Annotated in this window: 11 protein-coding genes and 1 pseudogene; 8 read left to right on the forward strand and 4 right to left on the reverse strand. The window is 48.5% G+C overall.

Annotation, left to right across the window (positions count from 1 at the left end; all coding sequences use genetic code 11):
- A pseudogene (locus ACYVEA_RS16855) lies at positions 1-511 on the reverse strand (gliding motility-associated C-terminal domain-containing protein); the annotation flags it as partial.
- Positions 512-679: 168 nt separating this feature from the next.
- A complete protein-coding gene (locus ACYVEA_RS16860) occupies positions 680-2185 on the reverse strand; it encodes a circularly permuted type 2 ATP-grasp protein (protein ID WP_461114603.1) in 1506 nt (501 codons plus the stop codon).
- Between the two features lie 353 nt (positions 2186-2538).
- Between ACYVEA_RS16860 and ACYVEA_RS16865 the strand changes: the two genes are divergently transcribed.
- Together ACYVEA_RS16865 and ACYVEA_RS16870 are read left to right on the forward strand one after the other, a co-directional pair.
- Positions 2539-3225 carry a PepSY-like domain-containing protein gene (locus tag ACYVEA_RS16865; protein ID WP_461114604.1) on the forward strand — a complete coding sequence of 229 codons (687 nt, stop codon included), beginning with the start codon at positions 2539-2541 and terminating at the stop codon, positions 3223-3225.
- A gap of 120 nt (positions 3226-3345) precedes the next feature.
- Entirely contained in the window at positions 3346-3915 is a 570-nt protein-coding gene (locus ACYVEA_RS16870; protein WP_461114605.1) for a hypothetical protein, read from the forward strand.
- Positions 3916-4012: 97 nt separating this feature from the next.
- Here ACYVEA_RS16870 and ACYVEA_RS16875 read toward each other — a convergent pair whose 3' ends face one another.
- Together ACYVEA_RS16875 and ACYVEA_RS16880 are read right to left on the reverse strand one after the other, a co-directional pair.
- A complete protein-coding gene (locus ACYVEA_RS16875) occupies positions 4013-4999 on the reverse strand; it encodes an aldo/keto reductase (RefSeq protein WP_461114606.1) in 987 nt (328 codons plus the stop codon).
- Positions 5000-5048: 49 nt separating this feature from the next.
- Positions 5049-6116 carry an Ldh family oxidoreductase gene (locus ACYVEA_RS16880; protein WP_461114607.1) on the reverse strand — a complete coding sequence of 356 codons (1068 nt, stop codon included), beginning with the start codon at positions 6114-6116 and terminating at the stop codon, positions 5049-5051.
- A gap of 103 nt (positions 6117-6219) precedes the next feature.
- Between ACYVEA_RS16880 and ACYVEA_RS16885 the strand changes: the two genes are divergently transcribed.
- The 6 genes from ACYVEA_RS16885 (at position 6220) to ACYVEA_RS16910 (ending at position 12909) form a co-directional block, all read left to right on the forward strand.
- Complete coding sequence (locus tag ACYVEA_RS16885; protein ID WP_461114608.1) at positions 6220-6810, forward strand: hypothetical protein; 591 nt, start codon at positions 6220-6222, stop codon at positions 6808-6810.
- A gap of 89 nt (positions 6811-6899) precedes the next feature.
- On the forward strand, positions 6900-8909 hold the full coding sequence (locus ACYVEA_RS16890) for a hypothetical protein (protein WP_461114609.1): 2010 nt from the start codon (positions 6900-6902) through the stop codon (positions 8907-8909).
- A gap of 99 nt (positions 8910-9008) precedes the next feature.
- The gene (locus tag ACYVEA_RS16895) at positions 9009-10031 is read left to right on the forward strand and encodes an SPASM domain-containing protein (RefSeq protein WP_461114610.1); all 1023 of its coding nucleotides are present in this window, start codon (positions 9009-9011) and stop codon (positions 10029-10031) included.
- 171 nt (positions 10032-10202) lie between these two features.
- Positions 10203-10985, forward strand: coding sequence for a ParA family protein (locus ACYVEA_RS16900; RefSeq protein WP_093827207.1), 783 nt, complete (start codon positions 10203-10205; stop codon positions 10983-10985).
- Positions 10986-11074: 89 nt separating this feature from the next.
- Positions 11075-11995 carry a ParB/RepB/Spo0J family partition protein gene (locus ACYVEA_RS16905; RefSeq protein WP_461114611.1) on the forward strand — a complete coding sequence of 307 codons (921 nt, stop codon included), beginning with the start codon at positions 11075-11077 and terminating at the stop codon, positions 11993-11995.
- 68 nt (positions 11996-12063) lie between these two features.
- Entirely contained in the window at positions 12064-12909 is an 846-nt protein-coding gene (locus tag ACYVEA_RS16910) for a DUF5683 domain-containing protein (RefSeq protein ID WP_461114612.1), read from the forward strand.
- Positions 12910-12937 lie beyond the last annotated feature (28 nt).

The raw sequence follows: 12937 nt of genomic DNA on the forward strand, positions 1-12937 counted from the left end.
TCTGGTTGACGCGTCCGGAGTCCAGGGGTGGGTTGAGCATGACGGGGGTAGAGTTCAAGCCCAGGTTGGCATTGATCAGAATCGTCGTCGAGACGAAGAAACTAATATTTTGTGACTGGTTTGCCGGTGGTAAATTCTTGGTGCCTTCATTTCGGTTAATGACCGTTGTACTAATGGTATAAGCCCCTGGTCCGGGATAGGTATGGACCGTTTTGTAGATGTTAATCGAGGACGTACGCCCATTAATAAACGTACGGGGCAATTGGCGAGGGACGTCTGCCGTGGTACCATCACCAAAACATATTACTGTAGATGTCGTTTGTCCAGCCGCAACACTTCCTTTCTGCTCATCAAAATAAGCGGTGAAAGTGATCTCATAAGTAAGCGAAGTGGCCGAGATGCGTCTGGTAGTAATTTCGCCCGCTCGCACGTGAGTGGCCTGGCTACTGGTGGGAACCAGCACCACGCCCAAAAAAAGGCTCCACAGCCCAATCGTATAAACTAACCGCATAAAGTTATCGCGTTTTCAACACAACGTTACAACGATTTTACGGACAAAAAATGTATTGAAAAAGTGGTAAGGCGTAAAAGAAGGCGAAAGGTATAAGGATCTAATGTAGTCCTATCGCTTTCATGTCGTTCTTTACGCCTTACCACTTTTGCCCCTTACTCCTTTTTTTCAGTACAGCACCCAGGTGTCTTTTCCACCACCACCCTGAGAGGAGTTAACCACGAGCGAGCCTTTGCGGAGCGCAACACGCGTCAGGCCGCCAGGAATGACGTTAACACCATCGCCGTAGAGAATATAGGGCCGCAGGTCGACATGCCGTCCTTCGGCCTGGGCACCGACCAGACAAGGTACCCGCGAGAGGGAAATAGTTGGTTGTGCAATGTAGTTGCGGGGATTTTCCAGAATTTTCTGGCGGAATAATTCGTGTTCTTCGGGGGGGGCTTTGGGGCCAATAAGCATCCCGTAACCACCCGCTTCGTTGGCTTCTTTCACGACCAGATGCTCAATATTTTCCAGCACATACTTGCAGTCCTCCTCTTCCCGGCAGATGTATGTCTTTACGTTTGGAATGATGGCTTCTTCGCCCAGATAGTATTTAATGATACGTGGTACGTAGGCGTAAATCACCTTATCATCGGCAACGCCCGTTCCGGGAGCATTAGCCAGGGCAACACGTCCTTTTTTGTATACCTCAAAAATACCCGGTACCCCAATCATCGAATCCGGATTGAAGGCTTTAGGGTCCAAGAACGTATCATCGATACGTCGGTAAATCACATCGACAATCTGGAATCCTTTTGTGGTACGCATTTTAACATAACCGCCCGAAACGACTAAATCACGAGCCTCTACCAACTCGACGCCCATTTGCTGAGCCAGGTAAGAATGCTCGAAATAAGCCGAATTGTAGATGCCGGGGGTCAATACAACGACTGTTGGGTTAGGGCGGTCGGCAATGAACTGGAGCATCTGAAGCAGCCGGGTTGGGTAATCCGACACAGGCCGAACGCCCGTCTGGGCAAGTACTTCAGGGAACGTTTGCTTGATAAGTTCGCGATTTTCGAGCATGTAGGACACGCCCGACGGACAACGAAGATTGTCTTCCAGAACCATATACTGGCCATCGTCGCCCCGAATTAAATCGGTACCTGTAATATGGCACCAGATACCCTTTGGTGGCCTGACACCCAGGCAAGGTGTCAGAAACGACTTGCTGGATTCGATCAAGTCGCGCGGGACGACACCATCGTTCAGAATGTTCTGCTCATTGTAGACGTCATCCAGAAACATATTCAACGCCTTTATTCGCTGAATTAGCCCAGCTTCGAGATTGTTCCATTCGGTCGATTCAATGACACGGGGAATAATGTCAATTGGCATGATACGCTCGGTGCCCTCGCCTTCCGAATAAACGTTGAAGGTAATGCCCATGCTCATCAAAGCGCGTTCGGCCGCGTGTTGCCGCCCGATGAGATCTTCTTGTGTAAGTTGCTCAACGCGCTGACGAAAAGGTTCATACCCATGCCGGACCTGCGTTTCGTTGGAGAACATCTCATCGAAAAAATTCTCAGTCTTATAATTGGTAAACGAAAAATTAGTGGTGGCCTGACTCTGTGACTGAGTCATCCCTTTACTTGTCTGCGACTGAGATTGGCGGGCATTTTGTTTTTTCATGCAACAATATATGTATGATTACGGACTGAGCCAAATAGAATATGGCAGTGTTAGGTATTAGGCGATACAAAACGGTGCAAAAGTAAAGTTTTAATAGTAAATCATTTTGATAAATATTTCTTAGCTACTACGTAGTGCGGAACGAAACATACGCCAGACCGATAGCCTCATCCACGGCTTTATTTACGTATTTACTTTATAATAATTTTAATCCAAACTCCCCTTGATTGCCTCATTTCGGCTATTCTGTTTATTTTTTTTGGCCGATGCAACAGTATTTTTACTTAGAACGTAAGGGCAATAGTGTTACCAGAAAAGGCTGGTCATGCTTAATAAACCAATCTATTAGTTCTATGAAAACACTGCTTATGTTCAGTTGTGTGGCCGCCTTAGTCGTGAGCCTGAATGCCTGTAACCGTAATTCGGTTGATCCGTCTACGGATGGGTCGGCCCGGACATCGGGCGCTGCGAGTACGACCCTAACCGGCCCACATAACCTAACGACCGTAGACGTATCGAGTCTGCCAACGGCTATTACTACGTATATCAGCACTAATTATGCTGGGGCCACCGTGCAGGAAGCGAAGAAAGATGAGAAAGGAAATTATGTAGTAGCGATTACGGTGAACGGCAGCGTCAAATTATTACTTTTTGCCGCAGATGGTACGTTCGTGAAAGTAGCTGATGGCAAGCCTAAACATAAACCCGGCGATTCAACCCATCATCGTATGCCGGGTGATTCCGTCCGCCATCACCCACCCGGTGATTCGGCTCATCATCCAAAACCTGCGATTGGTGATTCAACGCACCATCCTCACCCAGGAAAGGGCCCCGATCTGAAAGAGGTGGCCGTATCAAGCCTGCCAACTGCCATTACTACGTATATCACGGCCAATTACGCCGGGTCGACGATCAATAAAGCGGTTCAGGAGGCAAAGACCAGTGATTACATCGTTAGTATCACAACAGTCGCTGGTAAGCGCGTACTTCTGCTGTTTAGCTCAGATGGTACGTTCAAGAAGGCCGTTTCGGGCAAGTAGACGATTTGTTGTCGTGTTTAATGCAAAAATCCTGACATGAGCCAGGATTTTTGCATTAAACACGACAACAAATGGATAATTTCATAGTCATGTTATGTATACCAGACTTATACACATGCTATGAAATCAATACTCTTTGTGTTCATTCTGTTTGTTTTGGGGTTTTCTTCGGCTATGGCCCAGACAGAGAAAGGCAATCGCCTAATGGGCGTTAGTGTTGGAAATATAACGATACCGACATCAGGTGGGGGCGGTACAATTATTAGCCTCCAACCGACCTACGGCTGGTTTGTGGCTAATAATCTGGTAATTGGCGCTGGGATACCGTTTTTCAATGTCAGCTCAAATGGCTCCCGGGCTACCCAGATCGGGCTAACCCCTTTCTTGCGTTACTACGTTGGGCCGTCTCAAGTGAAGCCATTTTTTGGTGGATCGGTGGGTATCGTCAATACATCTGCATCAAGCAATGGCTCTAACGCTGCTTCAAGTACCGACGCTCTGTACAGCTTAACGGGGGGCGTGGCTTTCTTTCTAAATAAATCGGTAAGCTTCGATTTGGGTCTAACCTATACGGGGGGAGCTACCGGATCACTTAACACGCTTCTGGCTGGTAGTGCCAATGCCTTGACACCAAACATTCCCAAAGCGCTGAATCTCAACTTAGGCTTTCAGGTTTATTTCGGTAAATAATTTCATCGGTTTTACCCATATAGAGAGATCAGGAGCACCAAGTTGTCTTCAAATCCTTGGTGCTCCCGATACCTATATGCTCAAATTCATAAGGAGTTTACCACAGATAATGCACTGGGTTTTTGATACGTTCGTCATAAATGGCTTTCACAGCGGCCATCTGTTCAGCCGAAGGAGCAGGTCGTTCCAGCGCCTGAAGATTGGAGGTCAGGTGAGCGGGCGTCGAGGCACCGGGGATGATACAACTGACGGCATCGAACGTTAGAATCCAGCGAAGGGCGTCGGGGGCTAAGTTGGTATCGTCAGGAAAAATAGCGCGTAGTTCCTCAACAGCCGTCAGCCCTGTTTCGTAATCGACTCCCGAAAAAGTCTCTCCCTTATCGAATGCCGCTCCCTGCCGGTTAAAATTGCGGTGGTCATCAGCCGAGAATTTCGTTTCAGCACTAAATTTGCCTGTCAGCAACCCACTCGCCAGCGGCACGCGAACAATAACACCAATGTTCCGTCGGCGGGCTTCTGTGAAGAACAGTTCAGCGGGGCGCTGCCGAAACATGTTGAAGATGATTTGTACCGTTGTTACGTTCGGAAATTCAATCGCTTTCAGCCCTTCCTCTACTTTCTCGACGCTCACGCCCAGATGCTGGATCTTTCCTTCGTCTTTCAGTCGATCAAAAAGCTCAAAAATTTCGGGTCGGTAAAAGACGTCGGTCGGCGGGCAATGGAGTTGAATTAAGTCGAGGGTTTCCAATCCCATATTTCGCAGGCTATCCTCAACAAACGTACGTAGCGCTGTAGGCTGATAGGCTTCATTGGTGTGTGGCTGTAGCCGTCGACCACACTTGGTGGCTACGTAGATTTGTTCGGACCGGGAGCGGACAAGTCGTCCTACGGCTTTTTCACTTTCTCCATTGCCATACACGTCAGCCGTGTCGATGAAATTGATACCGGCATCAACGGCGGCATTAAGTATATGATCGGCATTGGTATGGCTAAAGGGCTCACCCCATTTGCCACCTACCTGCCAGGTGCCGAGACTGATTTCGGAAATATTGAATCCCGTTTTGCCAAGTTTTCTATAATTCATGAGAGTTTTGATTCTGGTAGCGCGGGTTTCCACGCACGCTACATATCGATTATAAGTTCACCCCGAATCGCTCGCCCAATTCTTCAAGACTTTTAATGACGGGTTCTACTACCGGAATGCCGTTAGCCAATCGTTCCGCTTCCATCATTCGTTCGGGATCGCCGGGAATTAAAACCTGATGTCCTTCAATGGCTTTTGCCTGCCTGAATCGCTGAATCCACGTATCCATGTGGGTTTTGAATTCGTCGGCGGGCCGGAACGCGTCAATCCGCATGGCACCAAAGAAATGTCCGGTGCCAACACCAACACCTTCATCGGCCTTCATAAATCCGGCCGTGGCGAAAGGTGGTACCCACGGTCCATAATTGGCTCCAGAAAGTACACCCGAAAAAATATCGACTATAGCGCCAAGTCCATACCCTTTGTGGGAACCGTGTTCGCGGTCGGTGCCGAGTGGTAATAGTGCCCCTCCGTTACGAACAGCGTTAGCGTCGGTAGTAGGTTGCCCTTCGGCGTTTTGGGCCCAGCCTTCAGGAATATTTTGTCCTTTGCGCTGTAGAATTTCGAGTTTGCCGTAGGCCACGGCTGTTGAGGCAAAATCAGCCAGGAAAGTAGGTTCGGTAGCCGCCGGGATGGCTACGGCTATGGGGTTTGTACCCAAAAGCTTATCCAGCGAAAATGTTGGCGCAACGAGTGGCGCTGCGTGCGTCATGGCCTGCCCGATCATATCGTGCTCAGCGGCCAGCAAGGCATGATAGCCTGCAATGCCAAAATGATTGGAGTTACGTACTGCCACCCAGCCTGTTCCGGCGATGCGTGCTTTTTCGATGGCGACCTGCATAGCCCACGGACCGACAACGAGCCCCAAGCCCCGGTCGCCATCCACAACGGCTGTGGATGGACTTTCGTGGACGATTTTGATACGGGGCTGTGGGTTCAGACGGCCAATATCATAGAGCCGGACATAGCCTGGCAAGCGTGCCACACCATGCGAATCAACACCCCGGAGATCGGCACTAACGAGGACATCCGCAGCTAAACGGGCATCGGTTTCGGAACAGCCGATGGCAATGAAAATTTGTTCGGTAAACGAACGGAGTTGGTCAGCAGTAATCATGGTTGCAAATTAGCCAACGCACAGCGAATGGGTTAAATTTTTATAAAAATTGCGCCAACTACTTACTTTTGGTGTTATAGCAACTAATGCAACTAGTGTTATTATGAAGTCACACCGTGCCTGCTGTTCACTTTTATTACTGAATTTTATTTTATTGATTGCTCCCTATTCATCGGCTCAACCGCAGGATACGCTTACATCAGAGCAACTTCTGCAACGAAAGGGCCCTTCTTACACTGCCTTACTACGTCCTTCCAAATATCTGGCTCTTGATGTGAATCATACGCTGGGTGGTTTCCGGCGGTACCGGTTTTTTGTGGGTGACGAACTTCATTTTAAAGCACGGGGCGAGAAATATCGGGAAGAGCTTTACGACATTACTGATAGTACGTTTAGTGTACTGATGGCCAACCAGGTTATGAATCGTGACGAACCCGTTACCTTTCGTTTCGATGAAATACAACGCGTTTTTCTGCACCGGCGAATTCCATTCATTACAGCGGCCGGTACGCTCTTTCCAATTGCCGGGGGCGTTTATTTACTGGCGGATGTTGTCAATAACCGAGGCTTTTATACGAATACGTTGCCGGTTGTTGGAACCCTGGTCGTGAGTGGAATATTGTTTCATCTTATCAGTAATCCACACGTGCGGATCAATAAAAACCACCGCTTAAAAGTATTGAGAACGTATTGACCGGGAATAGTTTTCCGGCGGCTGTATCGTCGGTATCAGGCTGAAAAGGAGGATAAGTTGGTTTTATAAAAACTGATTACATTTGTTCTATGCTGAACTCCATTGCCGATTTAGAAGCCGACTGGTATCGACAGTACGCAATGTACACAGAGCCCTATCAGTCAGGACGTTCGACGTTTATACCTAATCTGCTTCCTCAAACGTCGGTGAAATTTTCGGTTTATCAGACGCTCGAAATCCTGCATAAACGGCTGGGCACCGAGACGCTTCGCCGAGCCTTGAACCCCAATGAAACCATCGACAGCCCGGCGAAGGTCTACACCGATAGTTCGTGGCTGAAACGTAGCAATATGGTCGGTGTTAATGTCCGGACGGTTGGCTCGTTCTGGAATGTTATCAACTACGTATTCACCCTGCCCGCCAGTCATGATAGTATTCACCTGCTGCCTATCTGGGAACCAGGGGTTGTCGGTAGTTTGTATGGCATGGTGAGCTGGCAAATTAATCCCGAGTTTTTTGACGTTGAACTGGCCCGTTACGTGCCTGCGCTCGACTCGGTAGAAAAACAGATCAAGATCGTGATGAATCTGCTTCACGCTATGGGTCGAACGGTTGGCATGGATGTTATTCCGCATACCGACCGTTTTTCGGAGATGGTACTGGCTTGTCCTTGTTTATTTGAATGGGTGCAGCGAGACGAAAAAGGTGGTAAACCGGCAAAACTGGCCGATCATTCCAGTTTCGTCTATCGCTACGTAGAGGAAGCAATCTGGCAGTTTCTGAAGTTTCACGGGCCAGCCGACGGTACGTCATTAACCTGCGGAAAAGACGCTTTCTTTTCGACCGATATCGCCGTTCTGATCGACGATCAGCGGCTGCGTATTTTGTTCGGTTATCCACACGATTACATGGGTCGGCTCAATCGTCGGGTGGCACTACTTCGGCACTTAACGGCGCTGGGTTTCGAAACGCTGCCCATGACGATGGCTCCCCCTTATAGGGGCTTGCACATTGATGCCGCTGATTATACGGTAGATGACGCCGGGCAGATCTGGTATCAGTATGCCTTTGATAAACCAGAAGCTATGTCGCGCGTGTTTGGTCCGCTGGCACGGTTTAAGTTTTATGAGTCAAAGAATAATAACCGGAACTGGGAGCTGGATTTCGATCAACCCAATCGCCCAGCCTGGGACTACATTTGCCGGAAGGTTTATGACTGCCAACGAGCTTATAATTTCGATTTTATGCGGGGCGATATGGCCCATGTGCAGATGCGACCGGGTGGTGTTCCCACTGACATTGATAACGGTCCGGCGTCCCGGTATTATGATCCATTACTAGCCATAAAAAAATACGTACAGGCGCAGGGCGTGCCTTATTATGCGTTTTTTGCGGAAACGTTTCTCGCTCCACCCGACACAATGGGGTACGGTAATGAACCGGATCACCTCGACGCTATCGAGGCTGATTCGACATTGGGCGATTTGCAGTCGCTGGTAGTTGGCTCGACGGAGTTTAAGCATCAATTTGCCAGTTACTATGAGTATGCACGAACGCACCGGTTCGCCCCAAACTTCACGGTAATGACCGCCGACAAGGACGATCCGCGATTCGATAAATTCTACCGGACGGGTAATATATTCCGCTATTTCACCGCTCTGTTTCTCACCGACATGCCCAGCTACGTAGGCTTGGGCTTTGAAGTACGCAATCTGCACGAAACGCGCGGAGCCAATGAAGAATACTCCAAACTATACGTTTTCCGGATTGAGGACGACCGTCAGCCCGACAAAGTGACCCACGGGCCATTTGTCTGGGGGCAAAATGCGCCCCAATTCGAAGCTATTTTACGCATACGCCAATTTGCCGAACGTATCTGGCCTGATATTGTCAGCCAAGAAACGCGCTGGCTGGTAGGTCCCCACCCTGTCTCTCAAAAAAAGGGCGAGGGAAGCTATATTGTCTGGACGCACGTTGCGCCAACTGGCTATGTCTTTGCCGCCAGTATGACGGGAGCCTTACCTAAAACCATCCCGACTGTACCGGCGGGTGACGTGATTTTTGAGGAAAGTGGGTGCCGAGTGTACCGGCTGGCATGATTGCCGTTTTTAGTTTATCCAACTAAAACCTCGGTCAATCAGAACTCAATTGACTTGAAAAAGGTATTTCGATAGTGATTTCGACTGTACATTTGTTCAATGAATCGCAACCTAAGAGACGGCCTTAATTTTGCCTCCAAACTGACACCCAAACGCGTGGCTAACGCGCTGAAGGTGCTATACAGTTACTACGTTGCGAAACAAACTGGTCGTCCGATACAGCAAGGTTTGCCGATGTCGGTGTCGTTTGAGCCAACTACTTCCTGCAATTTACGCTGTCCGGAATGTCCAAGTGGCTTGCGGTCCTTTACCCGCCCAACCGGAATGCTCGGTGAAGACCTTTATAAACGTACCATCGACGAGTTGCACGAAACGTTGCTTTACCTTATTTTCTATTTTCAGGGAGAGCCGTATTTGCATCCGCAGTTTCTGGAGCTGGTCCGATACGCCACCGAGCGTAATATCTACACGGCTACCAGTACCAATGCTCATTACCTTACGGATGCTAACGCCCGCAAAACTGTTGAGTCAGGTTTGGATCGTTTGATTATTTCCATTGACGGTACCACACAGGAAGTATATCAGCAGTATCGGGTAGGAGGGAAGCTTGAGAAAGTGCTCGAAGGCACGAAGAATATAATTCGCTGGAAGAAAGAACTAAAATCCCGGACGCCCCACGTCGTCTTTCAGTTTCTGGTCGTGAAGCCTAATCAGCACCAGATCGATGAAGTTAAAAAACTGGCTCACGAACTAGGTGTGGATGAAGTAGGCCTGAAAACCGCCCAGATTTACGATTATGAAAACGGTTCTGATCTTATTCCGACGATTGATCAATATAGCCGCTACGCTGCACATCCTGATGGAACGTATCAAATTAAAAATGGGTTCGGCGACCATTGCTGGAAAATGTGGCATTCTTGTGTCATTACCTGGGATGGCCTTGTAGTGCCCTGCTGCTTCGATAAAGATGCTCACCACCGGATGGGTGATCTTCAGACCCAATCTTTTGCTGATTTATGGCAAGGTCCAGCCTACCATGATTTTCGTCAGACATTACTACGTTCCCGCTCCGAAATAGAAATGTGCCAAAACTGCACGGAAGGGACAAAGGTTTGGGCCTGACCTTATTATAGAAAGAGCGAAAGAAAGAATAAATGAGTACCGGTTAAATTGGATCTTCACTCTTTCGCTCTTTCCCTCTTTCGCCCATTCACTTTTGTGAAACATTCCGTGGAACAGTGCTTGGATTCGTGAAAACTATACGGCATCTTTGGGACTGCAACGCACAGACCCATGGGTAAAGTCATTGCTATCGCCAACCAAAAGGGGGGCGTCGGTAAAACTACAACGACAATCAATTTGGCCGCCAGCTTGGCCGCCCTCGAATTTCAAACGCTCATTGTTGATGCGGACCCTCAGGCGAATTCTACGTCGGGTCTGGGTTACAATCCAAAAGAAATCGAGAACAGCATTTACGAATGTATGGTCGAGGGGGTACGCCCACACGACGCCATTATTCAAACGGACTTTCCGAATCTGGATTTATTACCGTCGCACATTGACCTTGTCGGCGCAGAAATCGAGATGATTAATCTCCAGAATCGGGAGGATAAGATGAAAAGTACACTCGACAGCATTCGCGATGAGTACGACTTTATCATCATCGACTGTTCGCCTTCGCTCGGGCTTATTACGATCAATAGCTTAACGGCTGCTGACTCCGTAATCATCCCGGTTCAGTGCGAATACTTTGCGCTCGAAGGCTTGGGAAAGTTACTCAACACCATTAAGATCATTCAGTCGCGACTGAATACGCACCTGACCATCGAAGGAATTTTGCTCACGATGTATGACTTGCGCGTTCGGTTGTCGAACCAGGTGGTTGGTGAAGTAACGAGTCATTTCCAGCAGATGGTTTTCAGTACCATCATTCCGCGAAATATTCGATTGAGCGAATCACCCAGTTTTGGCGTGCCCGCTTTGGCGCAGGATGCCGACAGCAAAGGAGCCGTCAGTTACCTGAATCTGGCCCGCGAAATTCTGATTAAGAATGGCATGATGCCGCATGAAGTTTAAAATATGTATGATGTATTATGTATGATGTATGATTGCTGAAAGTAGTTATACATCATACTTCCTACATCCTATATCATACATCTTTACACATGGACAACGCAAACACCAAAGCACCGAATAAGAAGATGATAGGACTGGGCCGTGGCTTAGGTGCTTTGCTGCACGACAGCGAATCGGTCAGCCGCCAGTCAAAACCTTCGCCGTTTGAGTCGATCAGTACGATGACTGAAATCAGTCTGTCGTTGATCGAGACAAACCCGTTCCAGCCCCGGACCCGTTTCGATGAAGAAGCGCTACAGGAACTGGCCGACTCAATCCGAACTCAGGGCATCATTCAGCCCATTACCGTTCGACAACTGGGCAAGGAGCGTTATCAACTTATTGCAGGTGAACGGCGTTTGCAGGCGTCAAAAATTGCCGGATTTACGACCATTCCGGCTTATGTTCGTACGGCCAACGACCAGCAAATGCTGGAAATGGCGCTGATTGAGAACATTCAGCGGGAAAACCTGAACGCGATAGAAATTGCCCTAAGCTACCAGCGACTTATTACCGAATGTAGTCTGAAGCAGGAAGAATTAGGGGAGCGCGTTGGTAAGAATCGCACGACAGTCAATAACTACATCCGGTTATTGAAGTTGCCACCGGTTATTCAGGCATCGCTGCGTGATAATAAAATTTCGATGGGTCACGCTCGTGCCATCATCAATATTGAGAATCCTGATGTCCAAATCCGACTTTTTACCAAAGTCGTCGACGAAGAATGGTCGGTTCGGAAAGTAGAAGAGGCCGTTCGAAACCTGTCTGAGGAGTCGCACGAATCGTCGTCAACGCGCCGTGTTACGTTGCCAAAGCAGGAAATGCGCAGTCTCCAGTTCAAATTATCATCGATGTTTGGTACCCGCGTATCTATCAAGGCGGACGAGAAACACAAAGGAGAAATTAAAATACCGTTTACTTCTCAGGAAGAGCTAACCAAAATTCTGGAGGTACTTAACTCGCAGGCGTGACGGTGTTAAATTACCTTAAAAGGGTAACCGACCGGTCGGGACGAGGAAGCTTTGAGCGTTGTTTGTGCATGAAACGGTTTTTAACCTTACTGCTGGCTTGCTTATTGTTCTGTACAGCCTGGCCAATTTTTGCCCAGAAACCAGCTATTGCTCCGGCACCAACCCCGGCGGCTATTGATTCCACGAAGCAAGGCCAATCTGCCACCGACACGATTCCTCCAACCGTGCAACGGAATGGGATAAAGGTTGGTACGTCTGTTTTAACGGACGATGACGCTCCATCGCTGGATAACCCTGATACGGTCCAGGTAACCGCGAAACAGGAAGCTCAGATTCATAAGATTATTCCTCGTAAGGCAACCCTTCGCTCGCTAATGCTTCCTGGCCTGGGGCAAGCTTATAATCGACAATATTATAAAATCCCGTTTATTTACGTCGGTTTCGGTGTAATGGGCTATCTATTTGTCAAATACCGGGGCTTGGCCAAAGAGGCTGGCATAGGTTATGAACGACTGCTGTATGGAGATAAAATCCTTGAAGGAATAAAGGTAACGTATCCGCCGGGGACCTATTCCGACGCTGTGGTGAATCCCGGTCCGTTTTTCGTACCGGCCAAGTATCTGCCAGTAAGTGAAGTCGCGATTGGAATAAGCCCTTTTTCGGATAGCAAAAGTATTTTTCGGACAACGGCAAACGCCAAGAATGCCTATGATACGTTCCGGCGTTATCGGGATTTAAACCTATTGTTATCTGGTCTATTATGGGTAATCAATATCGTTGAAGCCAACGTAGCGGCTCATTTAAAAACTTTTGATTTGACCGATGACATTTCGATGCTCGTCGAACCAAATGTGCTACCGATGCCCGGAGTCGGTTTTGGGCCAGGTGTTCGGGTAGCGTTTACGTTTAAATAAGGTTTACGATTTATAGTAAGCTTGCGCA

This window comes from Spirosoma jeollabukense (assembly GCF_054777855.1).

Bases quoted from the DNA above. Each gene is read 5' to 3' on its own strand.
- ACYVEA_RS16860 (WP_461114603.1), bottom strand. From the start codon at position 2,185: ATGAAAAAACAAAATGCCCGCCAATCTCAGTCGCAGACAAGTAAAGGG.
- ACYVEA_RS16865 (WP_461114604.1), top strand. From the start codon at position 2,539: ATGAAAACACTGCTTATGTTCAGTTGTGTGGCCGCCTTAGTCGTGAGC.
- ACYVEA_RS16870 (WP_461114605.1), top strand. From the start codon at position 3,346: ATGAAATCAATACTCTTTGTGTTCATTCTGTTTGTTTTGGGGTTTTCT.
- ACYVEA_RS16875 (WP_461114606.1), bottom strand. From the start codon at position 4,999: ATGAATTATAGAAAACTTGGCAAAACGGGATTCAATATTTCCGAAATC.
- ACYVEA_RS16880 (WP_461114607.1), bottom strand. From the start codon at position 6,116: ATGATTACTGCTGACCAACTCCGTTCGTTTACCGAACAAATTTTCATT.
- ACYVEA_RS16885 (WP_461114608.1), top strand. From the start codon at position 6,220: ATGAAGTCACACCGTGCCTGCTGTTCACTTTTATTACTGAATTTTATT.
- ACYVEA_RS16890 (WP_461114609.1), top strand. From the start codon at position 6,900: ATGCTGAACTCCATTGCCGATTTAGAAGCCGACTGGTATCGACAGTAC.
- ACYVEA_RS16895 (WP_461114610.1), top strand. From the start codon at position 9,009: ATGAATCGCAACCTAAGAGACGGCCTTAATTTTGCCTCCAAACTGACA.
- ACYVEA_RS16900 (WP_093827207.1), top strand. From the start codon at position 10,203: ATGGGTAAAGTCATTGCTATCGCCAACCAAAAGGGGGGCGTCGGTAAA.
- ACYVEA_RS16905 (WP_461114611.1), top strand. From the start codon at position 11,075: ATGGACAACGCAAACACCAAAGCACCGAATAAGAAGATGATAGGACTG.
- ACYVEA_RS16910 (WP_461114612.1), top strand. From the start codon at position 12,064: ATGAAACGGTTTTTAACCTTACTGCTGGCTTGCTTATTGTTCTGTACA.